Origin of the sequence: Serratia sp. CY76391, from assembly GCF_052166695.1 — a bacterium.
In the GTDB taxonomy this organism is placed as follows: domain Bacteria; phylum Pseudomonadota; class Gammaproteobacteria; order Enterobacterales; family Enterobacteriaceae; genus Serratia; species Serratia nematodiphila.
Genome location: NZ_JBJNOJ010000007.1, coordinates 128,924 through 146,357 on the forward strand (window position 1 = coordinate 128,924; position 17,434 = coordinate 146,357).

Consider the following 17,434-nt stretch of genomic DNA (forward strand, 5'->3'; position numbering starts at 1 on the left):
GGACAACATGGATATTACCGCAACCGCCAACGCGCTGTTGCCGCTGCTCGGCGGTAAAGAGAACATCGCCAGTGCCGCCCACTGCGCCACGCGCCTGCGCCTGGTGCTGGTGGACGACAGCAAGGTGGACAAAGAGGCCATCGGCAAACTGGACGGCGTTAAAGGCTGCTTCAGCAACGCCGGCCAGATCCAGGTGATCTTCGGCACCGGGCTGGTCAACAAGGTGCATGCGGAATTCATCAAGGCGGCGGGCGTCAGCGAATCCAGCAAGGCCGAAGCCGCCGATATCGCGGCGAAAAAGCTCAACCCGCTGCAGCGCATCGCCCGCCTGCTGTCGAACATCTTCGTGCCTATCATCCCGGCGATCGTCGCTTCCGGCCTGTTGATGGGGCTGCTCGGCATGGTGAAAACCTACGGCTGGGCCGATGCCAACAGCGCGTTGTTCATCATGTTGGATATGTTCAGCTCGGCGGCGTTCATTATTCTGCCGATTCTGATCGGCTTCACCGCCGCACGCGAATTCGGCGGCAATCCCTATCTGGGCGCCACGCTCGGCGGCATTTTGACGCATCCGGCGCTGACCAATGCCTGGGGCGTCGCCGGAGGGTTCCACACCATGAACTTCTTCGGTCTGGACATCGCCATGATCGGCTACCAGGGCACGGTATTCCCGGTGCTGCTGACGGTGTGGTTCATGAGCCTGTTGGAAAAACGGCTGCGCAAGGTGATCCCCAACGCGCTCGATCTGATCCTGACGCCGTTCCTGACGGTGGTGATCTCAGGCTTTGTCGCCCTGCTGTTTATCGGCCCCGCCGGCCGCGCGCTGGGCGATGGTATCTCCTTCGTGCTCAGCACGCTGATTGCTCATGCGGGGTGGTTAGCCGGGCTGCTGTTCGGCGGCCTCTATTCCGCTATCGTCATCACCGGCATCCACCACAGTTTCCACGCGGTAGAAGCCGGGCTGCTCGGCAACCCCAATATCGGCGTCAACTTCCTGCTGCCGATCTGGTCGATGGCCAACATCGCTCAAGGCGGCGCCTGCCTGGCGGTCTATTTCAAAACCCGCGACGCCAAAATCAAAGCCATTGCGGTGCCTTCGGCCTTTTCCGCCATGCTCGGCATCACCGAGGCGGCGCTGTTTGGCATCAACCTGCGCTTCGTGAAACCGTTTCTGGCGGCGCTGGCGGGCGGCGCGCTCGGCGGCGCCTGGGTGGTGGCCAACCATGTCGGCATGAACGCGGTCGGGCTGACGGCGATCCCCGGCATGGCGATCGTGCAGGCCAGTTCTCTGGTCAGCTATATCATCGGTCTGGCGATCGCGTTTGGCAGCGCCTTTGTCCTCTCCCTACTGCTGAAATACAAAACGGACGCGCAATGATGGAAGAACTCAGCTTAATCAAACAGGCAATGCGGGCGGTAATGAACGGCCAGCCGCTCGCGCTGCGCGATCCGCACCGACCGGACTGGCATCTGGCACCCAGCGTTGGCCTGCTGAACGATCCCAACGGCTTTATCCAGCACAACGGCGTTTATCATCTGTTTTATCAGTGGAATCCGCTGGGTTGCGATCATCGCAACAAATGCTGGGGACACTGGCAGTCGGCCGATTTGCTGCGTTGGGAGCACCAGCCAATCGCCCTGGCGCCCGGCGCCTGTTACGACAGCCACGGCTGTTACTCCGGCTCGGCGGTGGTGGCGGAAGGCAAAATCACGCTGATCTACACCGGCAACGTGAAATTCCCAGGCGGCTCACGCACCGCTTACCAATGCCTGGCTCAGGAAAGCGAACGGGGCGAATATCGCAAACTCGGGCCGGTGCTGCCGCTGCCGGAGGGCTACAGCGGTCACGTACGCGACCCGAAAGTGTGGCGTCATCAAAATGACTGGTACATGGTGCTCGGCGCGCGTGACCTGCAGGATCGCGGCAAGGTGCTGCTGTTTCATTCCAGCGATCTGCGCGACTGGCAAGCGCTGGGAGAGATCGCCGGTTCCGGCCTGAACGGCTTAGAGGAATTCGGCTACATGTGGGAGTGCCCGGACCTGTTCTCGTTGGACGGCGACGAGGTGTTGATCTGCTGTCCGCAGGGGCTGACGCCGCAGCCGGAGCGCTATCTCAACCGTTATCAGGCCGGTTATCTGCTCGGCAAGCTGGATTACCGGCAGGCGGCCTTCAGCCACGGCGAATTCCGCGAGCTGGACGCCGGCTTCGAGTTCTACGCGCCGCAGACGACGTTGGCGGAAGATGGCCGCCGCCTGCTGTTCGGCTGGATGGGCGTGCCCGAGCAAGATGAAGAAGCCCATCCGACGCGCCGTTACGGCTGGATCCACACCATGACCTGCCCGCGCGAACTGTCGCTGCGGCATGGCCGCCTCCACCAGCGCCCGGCGCGCGAGCTGCAACAGCTGCGCGGTGAGCGGGCAGGCTGGCAAGGCCGCGCCGATGACGCCCCCGCCTATGCGCTGGGGGCCGCGGAGCTGCAATTGACGCCGCAGGGCCCGTTCAACGCAACCTTTGGCGACGCGATGACGCTGAACTGGGACGGCGAAAGGCTGCAGCTGACGCGCGCTTCCCTGACCGACGGCCGGCCGGAGCACCGTTACTGGCGCGGCCCGGTCACGCATCTGCAACTGCTGTTCGATCGTTCCAGCGTGGAGATTTTCATCAACCACGGCGAGGCGGTGATGAGCGCACGCTACTTCCCGGCGGGTGAGCCGCAACTGCGGCTGTGCGGGAGCGCGCCGCTGGCGTTGGAATACTGGCCGCTGACGCCATGCATGCTAGAATGACGCATCCTCCGATGACTTCAGATGGCGTCAGTGAAAAAAAATAAACGCATTACCATCAGTGACATCGCCACGCTGGCCGGGGTGTCGAAATCGACCGCCAGCCTGGTGCTGAACGGCCGCAGCAAGGAATACCGGGTGTCCGACGACACCCGCGATCGCATTCTGGCGCTGGCGCACGAACACCATTATCAGCCCAGCATCCACGCCCGCTCTTTGCGCTCCAACCGCAGCCACACGCTGGGGTTGGTGGTGCCGGAGATGACCAACTACGGTTTTGCGGTGATTTCGCGCGAGCTGGAAACGCTGTGCCGCGAAGCCGGGCTGCAGCTGTTGATCGCCTGTACCGATGAAAACCCGGCGCAGGAAATGATGGCGGTGAACAGTCTGGTGCAGCGGCAGGTCGACGGATTGATTGTCGCCTCCAGCCAGCTAAACGACGCGGAATACCAGAAGATCAATGTCGGACTGCCGGTGGTGCAGATGGACCGTCTGATCGCCGGTTCCGAACTGCCGCTGGTGATCACCGATTCGGTCAACTCGACCGCCGACCTGGTGGAAAAGGTCGCGCGCCAACATCCGGACGAGATCTATTTTCTCGGCGGGCAGCCGCGCATTTCGCCGACCCGCGATCGGCTGGCCGGTTTCCAGCTTGGCCTGCAGCGCGCCGGCATCGAGTGCAAACCGGAATGGATCATCAACGGCAACTATCACCCCAGCTCAGGTTACGAGATGTTCGCTCAGCTTTGCGCACAGCTGGGGCGGCCACCCAAAGCGCTGTTTACCGCCGCCTGCGGCCTGTTGGAAGGGGTATTGCGTTATCTGACTCAACATCAGCTGATGGAGAGCGACATCCACCTGTGCAGCTTCGACGATCACTACCTGTTCGACTGCATGACGCTGAAGATCGATACGGTCGCACAGGACTGCCGGGCGCTGGCGCAACATAGCTTCGACCAAGTCACCGCACTGATCGACGAGCGGCCGCTGGAACAGAACGCGCTTTATCTGCCGGGCCGTATCCGCTGGCGCCATGCCGGTTCCCGGGCTTTGTTGGCCGAAGAGTGATATCTCTGAATCAGTAAAAAAGGGCGCCGAAGCGCCCTTTTCTGTTTCATCAGCCCGCTATTTGGCGGCGCCTTCCATGCCCACCAGCCCCACTTTCAGGTAGCCGGCTTTACGCAGGGTGTCCATCACGCTCATCAGCGTTTCATAGTCCACGCTCTTGTCCGCCTGGAAGAAGATGGTGGTTTCTTTGTTCGCCTGGGTGCGTTGATCCAGCACCGAAGTCAGCTGATCGGCATTCACCGGCTGATCGCCGACGTAAAGCTGCTTGTCGGCCTTCACCGACAGGAACACCGGTTTCTCCGGCCGCGGCTGCGGCTTGGCGGAGGAGGCCGGCAGATCGACGCGGATATCTACCGTTGCCAGCGGCGCGGCCACCATAAAGATGATCAACAGCACCAACATGACGTCGATAAACGGCGTCACGTTGATTTCATGCAGTTCGCCGCTGTCGTCCAGATCTTCATTTAAGCGCATCGCCATGACTCACCCCGCCCGCAGTTGGTGCGCGTGCTGTGAGCGCTTGGCTTCCGCCGTCGCGGCCAGATCCAAATCACGGCCCTGCAGCAGCAAGACCTGCGCCGCCACGTCGCCCACCTGCGCGCGGTGGCCGCTGATGACGCGGGCGAAGATGTTGTAGATAACGACGGCAGGGATCGCCGCGACCAGGCCCAGCGCGGTCGCCAGCAGCGCTTCCGCGATGCCCGGCGCCACAACCGCCAGGTTGGTGGTCTGCGAATGAGCGATGCCGATGAAGCTGTTCATGATGCCCCACACGGTGCCGAACAGACCGACGAACGGCGAGATGGCGCCGATGGTGGCCAGGAAACCGTTGCCGCGGCCCATGTTGCGGCTGTAGGCCGCCACGCGGCGCTCGAGGCGGAAGCCGGTGCGCTCTTTGATGCCGTTGTTGTCGTTGGATTCCGCAGACAACTCCAGCTCATTTTGCGCGTCGTTCAGCAATACCGCGCTGACGCTCTCCGGGGAGAAGTTTTGCGCCAGTTCGGAGGCTTCATCCAGCGAGCGCGCTTCGGCCAGCGCCAGCTGTTCGCGGCGCAGACGGCGCTTGGCGCGCAGCAGTTCGCTGCCTTTGGAGAACAGAATGGTCCAGGTCACGATCGAGGCCAGCACCAGGCCGATCATTACCGCTTTCACCACCGCGTCGGCGTGCTGGTACATGCCCCAAACGGACAGGTCCATGCCGCGGGTTTCCGGTGGCTGGATCGTTGGCGCCGGGTTCACCGGCGTGATGCTCTCCGGCGCGGCGGCTGCAGCAGGTGCAGGCGCGGTGGTCGGCGCAACGCTTTCGGCAACGGCCGGATTGCTCGCCGGCGCGGCCTGCGCGCCGCCGGCCAGCCCAACGACCAGCACCATAGATGCCATCAGGCTGCGGCCGAAGGCCTTGCCCCACTGCGCCCGGCCCTGGCCGAACGATCCTTGATTTAAATTCTTGCCAGCCGTTTTCACGCTGTGCCTCCACCCATTACCGATCAAAATTAAGGAATAATTCAGCGTGCGATCATATCAAACCAACCGGGGATTGATAGTGGTTCTCATTATTATTTACCAAATAAACGAGAAAATTTTAGCCAGCCCCGTTACAAAGCGCCAATCTGTGTCCGTTCACCGCCAAATGCCCCTTTTATAGGGTGATTTCGTTACTTTTCTTCCACAACGACGCAACAACGCCACGCTGCCGAACGGCGTCTTGACCGATGAATGGGCTTCTCTCTCGCACCACGGCAGAAGGATGAGGCGAGAAATGCACGCCCGACAGACAATTATAGCCGTTTCTATATCTGGAAGTTAAAACGTCTGGATGGCTATATTAACTCATGTTAACGTAAGGGCTATCGTAAACGGGCACGTGCAGAGCAACCAGAGGTGAGCCAGGTACCATGACGTCAAAACATATCGAAACCGCGCTGATCGGCGCCGGCCGCGGCAAACGCTACACCCAGGGCTCCGTCAATCCCGTCACGCAACGCGCCTCTTCTTTGGTCTTCGACTCCGTCGCTGCCAAAAAACACGCCACCGCGCAACGCGCCCACGGCGAGCTGTTTTACGGCCGACGCGGCACCCTGACCCACTTCGCCCTGCAGGATGCGATGGTGGAGCTGGAGGGCGGCGCCGGCTGCGTGCTGTACCCCTGCGGCGCGGCGGCGGTGGCCAATGCGATCCTGTCGTTCGTCGGCGCCGGCGATCACCTGCTGGTCACCGGCTCTGCGTACGAACCGACCCAGGATTTCTGCACCCATATCCTCGGCCGCATGAACGTCAGCACCACCTATTTCGATCCGCTGATCGGCGCAGACATTGCCAAACTGATCCAGCCCAATACCCGCGTGGTGTTCCTGGAATCCCCCGGTTCCATCACCCTGGAAGTGCAGGACATTCCGGCGATGGTGCAGGCCATTCGCGCCGTGGCGCCGGAAGTGGTGATCATGATAGACAACACCTGGGCGGCGGGCGTGCTGTTCAAGGCGCTGGATTTCGACATCGACATTTCTATTCAGGCCGGCACCAAATACCTGATCGGCCATTCTGATTACATGCTTGGTACCGCCGTCGCCAACGCGCGCTGTTGGGATCAACTGCGCGAGTACTCCTATCTGATGGGGCAGATGGTGGATGCCGACACCGCCTACATGGCGAGCCGCGGCCTGCGAACCCTGAGCGTGCGGCTGAAGCAGCACGAACGTAGCAGCATCGAGGTCGCCAACTGGCTGGCGGCGCGGCCGGAGGTGGCGACGGTCAATCATCCGGCCCTGCCGAGCTGCAAGGGCCACGAGTTCTACCGCCGCGACTTCAGCGGCTGCAACGGGCTGTTCTCTTTCGTGCTGAAGGAACGGCTGGACGATACGCAGTTGGCCGCTTACCTGGACAACTTCAGCCACTTCAGCATGGCCTACTCCTGGGGCGGCTTCGAGTCGCTGATCCTGGCCAACCAACCGGAAGAACTGGAAGCGATCCGCCCGGCGGGCGGCGTCGATTTTTCCGGCACGCTGGTGCGGTTGCATATCGGCCTGGAGAACGTCGAAGACCTGATCGCCGATCTGGCGGCCGGCTTCGATCGCCTCAACGGCGTGCGCTAAGGCGGATTCCAATAATTTTCTTCGTCTCGTTTAATGTCGGCTTAAGCTATTAGCGGTACACTAACCGGGTAACTGTCAGATACGGTAACCGCCGCATCCTGGAGAATGTGACCCCGGGCGCAACCGGCATGCAACAGGACATAAAATGGATGTATTACGAGAGATTATTCATGCGCTTTGGCAGCAGGACTTTATCGCCCTCGCCGATCCAAGCGTAATTTGGGTGGTTTACGCCGTACTTTTCACCACTCTGTTTTTGGAAAACGGACTGCTGCCCGCCTCCTTCCTTCCCGGTGACAGCCTGCTGCTGCTGTCGGGCGCGCTGATCGCCAAAGGCGTGATGGGCTTTGCCCCCACTCTGCTGATTCTGACTGCCGCCGCCGGCCTCGGCTGCTGGCTGAGCTATATCCAGGGCCGCTGGCTGGGCCACACCGGCCTGGTGAAGAGCTGGCTGCTGCAACTGCCGGCACAGTACCACCAGCGCGCGCACAACCTGTTCAACCGCCACGGGCTGACGGCGCTGCTGATCGGCCGCTTCCTCGGTTTCGTGCGCACCCTGCTGCCGACCATGGCCGGCATTTCCGGGCTCAACAGCTCGCGTTTCCAGGTGTTCAACTGGCTGAGCGCGGCGATCTGGGTCTGCGCGCTGGTCGGCCTCGGCTACGCGTTCAGCCAAATCCCTCTGGTGAAACGCTACGAAAGCCAGGTGATGACCGGCCTGATGCTGCTGCCGCTGCTGCTGCTGTTTGTCGGCCTGCTGGGCGCCATGCTGGTGATCTGGCGTAAAAAACGCGCCGCCTCTTCCTGAATCGGGCGCGCTACAGCGCCTTCTCGACCAACGCCAGACTGGCAGGCAGTTTGCTCACCAGCGTATCCACCGCCAGCCGCACCTTCAGCGGCAGGTGAGGCGTGTGCGGCCACACCGCATGCGCTTCAAAGGCGGCGCCCGGCCGATCGCGCAGCAAGCGCACCAGCGCCCCGCTCAACAACTGCTCACGCACCAGCCAGCACGGCAGCCAAGCGATGCCGAACCCCGCCGTTGCCGCATCCGCAATCGCCTGCAGGTCGTCCATTTGCAGCCGGTTATTCGGCATCACCTCCTGCGGCTCGCCGTTCTCGTCCACCACCCGCCAGCTGCGCCGCGCACCGGCGCGCATATAGGTCACCGCCTCATGCTGCGCCAGTTGCTCGATGCTGTGCGGTTCGCCGCGACGCTGCAGATAGGCCGGCGAGGCGCACAGCGTCATACGATGATCGCCGATGCGGCGCGCCACCAAGCCGCTGCTGTTGGCCAGCGTACCGTTGCGGATCGCCATATCGAAGCCGTCCTCAATCAGATCCACCACCCGATCGCTGAACGACAGCTCCAGCTCCAACCCAGGATGCTCGCGCGTCAGTTCGGTCAGCAGCGGCGCAATGCACATGCGGCCAAACAGCACCGGCATCGACACCCGCAGCCGGCCGCTGACCTGTCTTTTCCCCGACTCCAGCAGCGTTTCCGCGCCACGGATCTCCTCCAGCGCCCGCAGGCAGCGCTCGTAGAACAGCGCACCGTCGTCGGTCAGGCTCTGGCTACGCGTGGTGCGATGAAACAGCCGCACCCCCAGCCGCTGCTCCAACCGGGCGATAGTTTTGCCGACCGCCGAACGCGAAAGATGCAGCCGACTGGCCGCCACTGCGAAACTGCCCGCCTCTACGGCGGTAACGAATACCGAAATACCGCTCAACCGATCGCTCATGATTTGTCGCTCTGAAAGAAACAATCTGCGGAAATCTTATCGCCACTGGCGAACCTTCATCAACGATATTATCGGCAGGTCTGTTAATCGCTGACTTTGGAGAACATCATGACCAATACAATGCAACGCTGGACGATGAGCGCCCTGGGGCGTGAGCACCTGCAGCTGAGCGCAAGCGCCATCCCACAGCCGGGTCCGCACGAAATCAGAGTGAAAGTGAAGGCTATCTCACTCAATTACCGTGACAAACTAATGATAGAAAGCGGCATGGGGCTCACGCTGCCGCAGCCGTTCACGCCCGCCTCGGACATGGCCGGCGAGGTCGATGCCATCGGCCCCGGCGTCAGCCGCTTTCAGCCCGGCGCGCGCGTCATTTCCACCTTCAGCCCCGGTTGGCTCGACGGCGAGCAAAAACCCTACGGCGATGCGCGCCGGGTGCCTTACCACACCCTCGGCGGTTTTTATCAGGGCGTGCTGGCGGAATACGTGATTTTGCATGAAGACTGGCTGGTAGCGGCGCCGGCGTCGCTGGACGATGCTCAGGCCAGCACCCTGCCGTGCGCCGGGCTGACCGCCTGGTTCGCGCTGGTGGAACAAGGCAAACTGCATGCCGGCGATACGGTGCTGGTGCAAGGCACCGGCGGCGTGGCGCTGTTCGCGCTGCAGATCGCCAAAGCCCACGGCGCGGAGGTCTATGTCACCTCCGGCAGCGATGAAAAGCTGGCGCGAGCCCTGGCATTGGGCGCCAATCATGGCATCAACCGGCTGGACGGCGATTGGGTGGAGGCGATTTATGCGCTGACGCAGGATCGCGGCATCGACCATGTGATCGACACCGTCGGCGGCTCCAACCTCGGCAATTCGGTGCGCGCCGTGGCGGTGGGAGGACGCATCTCGGTAATCGGCATCCTGGAAGGCAACGAGATTTCCGCTCCCGCCGGCCCACTGCTATTAAAATCCGCAGTGATTCAGGGCATCGGCGTCGGCCACCGCCGCGCGCTGGAAGACCTGGTGCGCGCCGTGGACGCCGTCAACCTGCAGCCAGTGATCGACCAGGTATACCGCTTCGATCAGCTGTCGCAGGCGTTGGATCACCTCGATCGCGGGCCATTCGGCAAGATCGTCTTAACCCCATAAACGCGGCTCAGCCCTCCAGCAGCAGCGGGTTGGCCTCGCGCAGCCGGGCGACTTCATCGCTCGGCGTCATGCCGAACAGCCGTTTGAACTCGCGGCTGAACTGCGACGCGCTTTCATAGCCGACGCGGATCGCCGCCGTGCTGGCCTTCAGACCGTCATGAACCATCAACAGGCGCGCCTTATGCAGCCGGTACGACTTCACGTACTGCAGCGGCGAAGTGTTGGTCACCGCCTTGAAGTTGTGATGGAACGCCGAGACGCTCATGTTGACCTCGCTGGCCAACTGCTCGACGTTGATGCTGTCGGCATACTGATGTTCGATACGCCGCAGCGCCTTGGCGATCTGGCTGAAGTGGGTATGGCGATTCACCAGCTCCTGCAGCGAGGCGCCGCAGGCGCCGCGCAGCACATAATAGAGAATCTCCCGTACGATCTGCGGCCCAAGCACCCGGGCGTCGAGCGGATTGGCCATCACGTCCAGCAGACGCTCGGTGGCGCACAGCAACTCTTCCGTCATTTCCGCCAGGTTCACCCCGTTGCTCTCAGCCCGCGGTTGCATCAGGTAGTCGTCATCACCGATGTCGATCAGCAAGTCCTGCAGCATTTGGGTATCGATATTGACCGCCAACCCAACCAGCGGCAGTTCCGGGCTGGCGAAGGTTTCGCATTCAAACGGCAGCGGCACCGTCATCAGCAGGTAGTTGCGCGGATCGTATTGGAACTTCTTATTGCCGCAATAACCGACCTTGTGCCCCTGAAAAACGATGACGATCCCCGGTTCATACATCACCGGCTGACGCGGGCTGTGGCGATCGACATACAAAATCTTCACCCGCGGCACCGGCGACGGCGTGTAGCCGTTGCCGCTGGCGATAGCCATCGCCTGGCGCGCCATGCGGCTGCGCAGCGCATCGATTTCAATCACGGAAACACCCTCTTACAGTCAGAACGATTCGGCATAAATCATAATTTAAAACTCGCCATTTCTACAGTGACTTGTAGGAATAGGCAAGAACCAAACAGGAATGTGCATTGTGCGTTGCCGCCCGGTTCCTGACAATACGGGCCAGACACCTTTGCGCCGCTTTGGCGCCCGCCTGACAGAAAGAGAGAAATCAACCATGCACAACTTCATTCTGCATACCCCAACCAAAATCCTGTTCGGCAAGGAGCAAATTGCCGAAGTGGCCAGCCAAATCCCGGCTAACGCGCGCATCCTGATCACCTACGGTGGCGGCAGCGTGAAGAAAAACGGTGTGCTGGATCAGGTGCATAGCGCGCTGGCCGGCCGCGACGTGCGGGAGTTCTCCGGCATCGAGCCGAACCCGACCTACGAAACGCTGATGAAAGCGGTCGAGGTGGTGAAAGCGGAAAACATCGATTTCCTGCTGGCGGTCGGCGGCGGTTCGGTGGTTGACGGCACCAAGTTCATCGCCGCCGCCGCCCGTTATACCGCCAGCAGCGACGCCTGGCACATTCTGCAGACCGTCGGCAGCCACATCGCCGACGCGGTGCCGATGGGCTGCGTGCTGACGCTGCCGGCCACCGGCTCCGAGTCCAACAGCGGCGCGGTGATCACCCGCAAAAGCAGCGGCGACAAGCAGCACTTCTTCTCACCGCTGGTGCAGCCGCGCTTCGCCGTGCTGGATCCGGTGGTGACCTACTCGCTGCCGCCGCGCCAGATCGCCAACGGCGTGGTCGACGCCTTCGTGCACACCCTGGAGCAGTATCTGACCTATCCGGTCGACGCCAAGGTGCAGGATCGCTTCGCCGAAGGCCTGCTGTTGACCCTGCTGGAAGACGGCCCGCGCGCGCTGGCCGAGCCGGAGAACTATGCGGTGCGCGCCAACGTGATGTGGAGCGCCACCATGGCGCTGAACGGCCTGATCGGCGCCGGCGTGCCGCAGGACTGGGCGACCCACATGCTGGGCCATGAGCTGACCGCCATGCACGATCTCGACCACGCGCAAACGCTGGCCATCGTGCTGCCGGCGCTGCTGCACGAGAAGAAAGCGCAGAAGCGCGAAAAACTGCTGCAGTACGCTGACCGCGTCTGGGGCCTACGCGAAGGCAGCGAAGACAGCCGCATCGACGGCGCCATCGCCGCCACCCGCGCCTTCTTCGAGCAGATGGGCGTGCCGACCCGCATGGCGGATTATCAGCTCGACGGCAGCAGCATTCCGGCGCTGCTCGACAAGCTCCATCAGCACGGTATGACCGCCCTGGGGGAGCATCAGGACATCACCCTGGACGTCAGCCGCCGCATTTATGAAGCGGCGCGTTAATCGCAAAACGGCGATTTTTTGCTAGGCTTTAGTCTCCGCCAGCCATTTTCGCCGCATCCTGCGCCCGGCCGATCACCGGGCGCAGTCGGGCGCTTCAGCGCCGCCGATCGTTTCGCACCACTCGTCTTACCGCTCATTCGCAGGGAGAGCGGGGAGAAAATAGCCCTCCCGCCACCGCTGAAATTAGGCTGGCAAACCCGGCAACCGCCCATTTTGCCAACTAGAATTTATCTATAGCCGTTTCGGCGCCGCAGGCGCCGCAATCCGTACACAAGGAGATGCGCATGACAACGCAACAACCCATCATCAAACTCCACGATGGTAATCTGATGCCGCAGTTGGGTCTCGGCGTTTGGCAGGCGAGTATTGAAGAGACCACCCGCGCGGTGAGCAAAGCGCTGGAGATCGGTTACCGCTCCATCGACACCGCCGCGATCTACAAGAACGAGGAAGGCGTCGGCGCCGCGCTGCAGTCCAGCTCGCTGCCGCGCAGCGACCTGTTCATCACCACCAAGCTGTGGAACGACGATCAGGGCGATCCGCTGGCGGCGCTGGAAACCAGCCTGGAAAAACTCAAGCTGGACTATGTGGATCTGTATCTTATCCACTGGCCGCGCCCGCAGCAGGATCAATACGTCTCCGCCTGGCGCGAGCTGATCAAACTGCGCGAGCAAGGCCTGGTGAAAAGCATCGGCGTATGCAACTTCCATACGCCGCACCTGCAGCGCCTGCTGGATGAAACCAACGTGGCGCCGGTCGTCAACCAGATCGAGCTGCACCCTCTGCTGCAACAGCGCCAGCTGCGCGCCTGGAACGCCACGCACCATATCGCCACCGAATCCTGGAGCCCGCTGGCGCAAGGCGGTGAAGGCGTGTTCGACCAGCCGCTGATCAAGGCGCTGGCCGAGAAATACGAGAAAACCCCGGCGCAGATTGTGGTGCGCTGGCACCTGGACAGCGGTCTTATCGTCATCCCGAAATCGGTCACGCCGTCGCGTATCCGCGAAAACTTCGAGGTATTTGATTTCAAACTCGATAAGGACGAGCTGGGCGAGATCGCCAAGCTGGACGTCGGCAACCGCCTGGGGCCGGATCCGGATACCCTGTAACCCCCTCAAGCCCTCTCCGGCCGGAGGGGGCTTTTCCTTCCCGCACATTGCTCCCTTGCGCCGCCTGACGTTATGATGACGACGCCGGAGGCTCCAGCCGCCGGTTCACGCCGTTAAAAAAACAGACAAGCACGGAGCACCATGAAATTTTCTTTCTCACACGGGTCACGGCTGGGCATGCTTTGCATCATGCTGGTGCTGGCGGGTTGCGCCGGCAAGAAACAGCGCGTCAGCTACGATCGCCACGCCTTCGACAGCGCCATTAAAGACGCCGCCAGCGAATACGGCGTGGACGCCAAGCTGATCACCGCCATGATCCAGGTGGAGTCCGGCTTCAACCCTTCCGCAGTGAGCAGATCCAATGCGATCGGCCTGATGCAGCTGAAAGCCGATACCGCCGGCTGCGATGCCTATCGCTACAAAGGCAAACGCGGCTGCCCGGACGACGATGACCTGCGGGATCCCGACACCAATATCGATCTTGGCGCCGCCTATCTGGCCACCTTGCAAAAACAACAGCTTAAAGGGATCGCCAATCCCGTCACGCTGCGCTACGCCACCATCATCGCCTACGTCAACGGCACCGGCGCGCTGCTGCGCACCTTCTCCAGCAACCGTCAGCAGGCGATCGCGATGATCAACAACCTGTCGCCGGAGGCCTTTAACTGGCACGTGCGCAAATACCATCCCGCGCCGCAGGCGCCGCGCCATTTGATGAAAGTGGAAGCCGCCTACGAGCAGCTGTGACGCTCTAAAAGTAAAAAGGAGAACCCTCGGGTTCTCCTTTTTGTTTACGCACGCGGTGCGGCCGTTACGGCTTGGCTTTGCGAATCGGTTTGCGCGGCGGCCGGTTGGACGGCGTGCGCTGCCGATTGATATCGGTATGCTTGGTCAGCGCCGGCCGGGTATGGCGCTGCAGCCGTTTCGCTTCGCGCTGCTCGTCGATGCTCGGCGCCGGCACCAGACAATCGCGGCGGCTGCCGATCAGGTGCTTCAGGCCCATCTCTTCCAGCGCGGCGCGGATCAGCGCCCAGTTGGCCGGATCGTGGTAACGCAGCAGCGCCTTATGCAGGCGGCGCTGGCGATCGCCGCGCGGCACCACCACGTCTTCACTCTTGTACCCCACCTTGCTCAGCGGGTTTTTGCCGCTGTAATACATGGTGGTGGAGTTGGCCATCGGCGAAGGATAGAAGTTCTGCACCTGATCGAGGCGGAAACGGTTCTTCTTCAGCCACAGCGCCAGGTTCACCATGTCTTCATCACGGGTGCCCGGGTGCGACGAGATAAAGTATGGGATCAGATACTGCTCTTTGCCCGCCAGCTTCGAATAGTGATCAAACAGCTGCTTGAAGCGATCATAGCTGCCCATGCCCGGTTTCATCATCTTCGACAGCGGGCCTTCTTCGGTGTGCTCCGGCGCGATCTTCAGGTAGCCGCCAACGTGATGGGTCGCCAGTTCCTTGATATAGCGCGGATCTTCCACCGCCAGATCGTAACGTACCCCGGAGGCGATCAGGATCTTCTTGATACCCTCCAGCGAACGCGCGCGGCGGTAAAGCTTGATGGTCGGCTCGTGGTTGGTATCCATATAGGTGCAGATCTCCGGATACACGCACGAGGCGCGGCGGCAGGTCTGCTCAGCGCGTGGGTTGGTGCAACGCAGCATGTACATGTTGGCGGTCGGGCCGCCCAGATCGGAGATCACACCGGTAAAGCCCGGCACCTTGTCACGGATCTCTTCGATTTCGCGAACGATCGAATCTTCCGAACGGCTCTGAATGATGCGCCCTTCGTGCTCGGTGATCGAACAGAACGAACAGCCGCCGTAGCAACCGCGCATGATGTTCACCGAGAAACGGATCATGTCATAGGCCGGAATGCGATCCTGGCCGTAGGACGGGTGCGGTACGCGTTGATAAGGCAGGGCGAAGACGCTGTCCATCTCCGGCGTGGTCAGCGGGATCGCCGGCGGGTTGATCCACACATAACGGTCACCGTGTTTCTGCATCAGCGCGCGGGCGCAGCCTGGGTTGGTTTCATGGTGCAAAATACGCGAGGTGTGCGCATACAGCACCTTGTCGCCCTTCACTTTCTCGAAGGACGGCAGCAGCACGTAGGTCTTCTCCCACGGCTTCGGTTTGGCGGCGCGCACGGTGACAGGCTTGGCTTCCGGCTCTTTCGGCTTGGCGCCGTCGGCGCACGGCAGATCCTCGCCGTACGGGTTCGGGATAGGTTCGATGCGACCCGGCTTGTCGAGGCGGGTGGAATCCACGCCGCTCCAACCCGGCAGCGCTTCTTTGCGCATCACCGCAGTATTGCGGATATCGTGGATATCGCCGATCTTCTCACCGGCGGCCAGACGGTGCGCCACTTCCACCAGCGGACGCTCGCCGTTGCCGTAGATCAGCATGTCGGCTTTGGAGTCCACCAGCACCGAGCGGCGCACGGTATCAGACCAGTAATCGTAGTGGGCGATGCGACGCAGACTGGCTTCAATGCCGCCCAGCACGATCGGCACGTCTTTATAGGCTTCTTTGCAGCGCTGGCTGTAGACCAGGGTGGCGCGATCCGGCCGCTTGCCGCCGACGTTGCCGGCGGTATAGGCATCGTCGTGGCGCAGTTTGCGATCGGCGGTATAGCGGTTGATCATCGAGTCCATGTTGCCGGCGGTGATGCCGAAGAACAGGTTCGGTTTCCCCAACCGCATGAAGTCTTCTTTATTGCTCCAGTCCGGCTGCGCGATGATGCCGACGCGAAAGCCCTGCGCTTCCAGCATGCGGCCGATAATCGCCATGCCGAAGCTTGGGTGATCGACGTAGGCGTCGCCGCTGATGATGATCACGTCGCAGCTGTCCCAGCCCAGTTGATCCATCTCTGCCCGCGACATCGGTAAAAACGGCGCGGTGCCAAAACATTCGGCCCAATAAGGCTTATAGGAAAACAGTTCACGATCGGGTTGGATCAGGCTGGTGGTGCTCATTCTGCTGCTCTTTTTACAGGTTAATTAATCGCCGGGCGGCGATTATACGCACTAGTGGCAAAAAGAGCATGGTTATTTCGCTAACCGTTCACTTCGAATTCATAAACGTCGCTGCGGCACAAGATATCGCTGAACTCCAGTGCCTCACCCTGAGCGTTGCGGCTGGTTTGGATGATGTGCAACAACGGCGCGCCGCACGGCACGTTGAGCAGTTCGGCGACCTCGTCGCTGCAGGACACCGCCTTCAACAGAAAGTGTTTATCCTCCGGCACGATGCCGCGCGATTGCCATAACGCATACAGCGAGTGTTCCAGCTGCGCCGGTTCGGGCAAGAAGCGCGGTGGTATATAGGTGGTTTCCAGCGAGACCGGGCTGCCGTTCAGCAAGCGTAACCGCCGCAGTTTGATCACTTCATCCCCCTCCGCCAGCCCCAACGCCGCCGCGGCCTTGGCCGGCGCGCCGACTCGGGTGCGCAGCAGCCATCGATTGCTGACGCGGCTGCCATGACGCAGCGCCTGAGCGGTAAACCCGCTGTCCTTATCGAGGGAATAGCCGATGCGCATCGCCACGCGGGTGCCAACGCCCTGCTGCCGCGAAATCAGCCCCTTCTCCTCCAGCAGCTTCATCGCCTTGCTGACGGTGACACGCGACAGCGCCAAACCTTCCGCCATCTGCCGTTCCGGCGGCAGAAATGCCTCCGCCGCCAACACCTGCTGCCTGATCGCGGTTTCTATCGCCGTCGCCAGCTGAATATAACGCGGCGCTACCGCCCCCTGGGCCAGATGGCCACGCAGCCAGGCCATAAAATCCGTCATTCGCCCGCCCTCTTACCTATGCCATTTGTCTGGATTTCGTTTTTATCCTATCGCCGATCCGGCGATAAGCCCCTCACCTTAACTAAAATATCGCTAATGTTTTCAGAGTGGCATCACAATTTTTGCCTAATGGACTTTCATTGGATCTAGATCGCGCGTAATCTGTGCTTATTGATGTTGATACATCAATCGCACCAACACCAGGGACCCACTTTAAAAACAATAAAAAACCCGCTGCCAGCCCTAAAGGATACCCTTGATGGTCGGTAGCGGGCCTATACTGTCAGCACAAACGGCCGAGAATAAGCAACGTAGCTAATGGATAGCCTGCTCACTGCTCATCGCCGCATCACAGGATCCCCTCGCGGTGGGCGAACCGGATCGATGTCGGCAAATAGAAAGGTTCCCGCTTCGCCAAACCCCGC

15 protein-coding genes are annotated in these 17,434 nt (G+C 61.4%); 9 read left to right on the plus strand and 6 right to left on the minus strand.

Features of this window, described 5'->3' with window-relative positions; genetic code table 11:
- The first annotated feature begins 7 nt into the window (after window positions 1-7).
- The 3 genes from ACJ8PN_RS13915 to ACJ8PN_RS13925 are packed head-to-tail and all read left to right on the plus strand — an operon-like array spanning window position 8 to window position 3,852.
- Complete coding sequence (locus ACJ8PN_RS13915; RefSeq protein ID WP_048325463.1) at window positions 8-1,378, plus strand: sucrose-specific PTS transporter subunit IIBC; 1,371 nt, start codon at window positions 8-10, stop codon at window positions 1,376-1,378.
- Window positions 1,378-2,787: a sucrose-6-phosphate hydrolase gene (locus tag ACJ8PN_RS13920; protein WP_239044599.1), complete on the plus strand. Its 1,410-nt coding sequence runs from the start codon at window positions 1,378-1,380 to the stop codon at window positions 2,785-2,787. Before ACJ8PN_RS13915 ends, ACJ8PN_RS13920 begins: the two co-directional genes overlap by 1 nt.
- A gap of 21 nt (window positions 2,788-2,808) precedes the next feature.
- Window positions 2,809-3,852, plus strand: coding sequence for a LacI family DNA-binding transcriptional regulator (locus ACJ8PN_RS13925; RefSeq protein WP_015379068.1), 1,044 nt, complete (start codon window positions 2,809-2,811; stop codon window positions 3,850-3,852).
- Between the two features lie 57 nt (window positions 3,853-3,909).
- Here ACJ8PN_RS13925 and exbD read toward each other — a convergent pair whose 3' ends face one another.
- Together exbD and exbB are read right to left on the minus strand one after the other, a co-directional pair.
- The gene (gene exbD / locus ACJ8PN_RS13930) at window positions 3,910-4,332 is read right to left on the minus strand and encodes a TonB system transport protein ExbD (RefSeq protein ID WP_004937307.1); all 423 of its coding nucleotides are present in this window, start codon (window positions 4,330-4,332) and stop codon (window positions 3,910-3,912) included.
- 3 nt (window positions 4,333-4,335) lie between these two features.
- The gene (gene exbB, locus ACJ8PN_RS13935; protein ID WP_171454776.1) at window positions 4,336-5,316 is read right to left on the minus strand and encodes a tol-pal system-associated acyl-CoA thioesterase; all 981 of its coding nucleotides are present in this window, start codon (window positions 5,314-5,316) and stop codon (window positions 4,336-4,338) included.
- Window positions 5,317-5,747: 431 nt separating this feature from the next.
- On the opposite strand from exbB, the gene metC reads away from it, so the two are divergent.
- Both metC and ACJ8PN_RS13945 read left to right on the plus strand, forming a co-directional pair.
- Window positions 5,748-6,944 carry a cystathionine beta-lyase gene (gene metC / locus ACJ8PN_RS13940; protein WP_004937302.1) on the plus strand — a complete coding sequence of 399 codons (1,197 nt, stop codon included), beginning with the start codon at window positions 5,748-5,750 and terminating at the stop codon, window positions 6,942-6,944.
- 145 nt (window positions 6,945-7,089) lie between these two features.
- Complete coding sequence (locus tag ACJ8PN_RS13945) at window positions 7,090-7,752, plus strand: DedA family protein (protein ID WP_004937300.1); 663 nt, start codon at window positions 7,090-7,092, stop codon at window positions 7,750-7,752.
- A 10-nt stretch (window positions 7,753-7,762) separates the two neighbouring features.
- Here ACJ8PN_RS13945 and ACJ8PN_RS13950 read toward each other — a convergent pair whose 3' ends face one another.
- Window positions 7,763-8,683 carry a LysR substrate-binding domain-containing protein gene (locus tag ACJ8PN_RS13950; protein WP_442535014.1) on the minus strand — a complete coding sequence of 307 codons (921 nt, stop codon included), beginning with the start codon at window positions 8,681-8,683 and terminating at the stop codon, window positions 7,763-7,765.
- Between the two features lie 108 nt (window positions 8,684-8,791).
- Between ACJ8PN_RS13950 and ACJ8PN_RS13955 the strand changes: the two genes are divergently transcribed.
- Entirely contained in the window at window positions 8,792-9,820 is a 1,029-nt protein-coding gene (locus ACJ8PN_RS13955; protein WP_171454778.1) for a zinc-dependent alcohol dehydrogenase family protein, read from the plus strand.
- A 7-nt stretch (window positions 9,821-9,827) separates the two neighbouring features.
- Here the strand turns inward: ACJ8PN_RS13955 and ACJ8PN_RS13960 are convergent, their stop codons facing one another.
- On the minus strand, window positions 9,828-10,715 hold the full coding sequence (locus ACJ8PN_RS13960; RefSeq protein ID WP_156866316.1) for an AraC family transcriptional regulator: 888 nt from the start codon (window positions 10,713-10,715) through the stop codon (window positions 9,828-9,830).
- Between the two features lie 226 nt (window positions 10,716-10,941).
- Here ACJ8PN_RS13960 and yqhD point away from each other — a divergent pair, with 226 nt between their 5' ends.
- From yqhD to ACJ8PN_RS13975, 3 genes are all read left to right on the plus strand, one after another.
- Window positions 10,942-12,105 (plus strand): alcohol dehydrogenase, encoded by a 1,164-nt coding sequence (yqhD, locus tag ACJ8PN_RS13965; RefSeq protein ID WP_048325475.1) that lies wholly within the window; start codon window positions 10,942-10,944, stop codon window positions 12,103-12,105.
- Between the two features lie 284 nt (window positions 12,106-12,389).
- Window positions 12,390-13,214, plus strand: a complete 825-nt coding sequence (dkgA, locus tag ACJ8PN_RS13970) for a 2,5-didehydrogluconate reductase DkgA (protein WP_004937289.1) — start codon at window positions 12,390-12,392, stop codon at window positions 13,212-13,214.
- A gap of 141 nt (window positions 13,215-13,355) precedes the next feature.
- Window positions 13,356-13,961 (plus strand): transglycosylase SLT domain-containing protein, encoded by a 606-nt coding sequence (locus tag ACJ8PN_RS13975; protein WP_004937286.1) that lies wholly within the window; start codon window positions 13,356-13,358, stop codon window positions 13,959-13,961.
- A gap of 64 nt (window positions 13,962-14,025) precedes the next feature.
- Here ACJ8PN_RS13975 and ACJ8PN_RS13980 read toward each other — a convergent pair whose 3' ends face one another.
- Both ACJ8PN_RS13980 and ACJ8PN_RS13985 read right to left on the minus strand, forming a co-directional pair.
- Entirely contained in the window at window positions 14,026-16,194 is a 2,169-nt protein-coding gene (locus tag ACJ8PN_RS13980; protein WP_004937285.1) for a YgiQ family radical SAM protein, read from the minus strand.
- Between the two features lie 80 nt (window positions 16,195-16,274).
- Window positions 16,275-17,009, minus strand: coding sequence for a GntR family transcriptional regulator (locus ACJ8PN_RS13985; RefSeq protein ID WP_004937283.1), 735 nt, complete (start codon window positions 17,007-17,009; stop codon window positions 16,275-16,277).
- Between the last annotated feature and the right edge of the window lie 425 nt (window positions 17,010-17,434).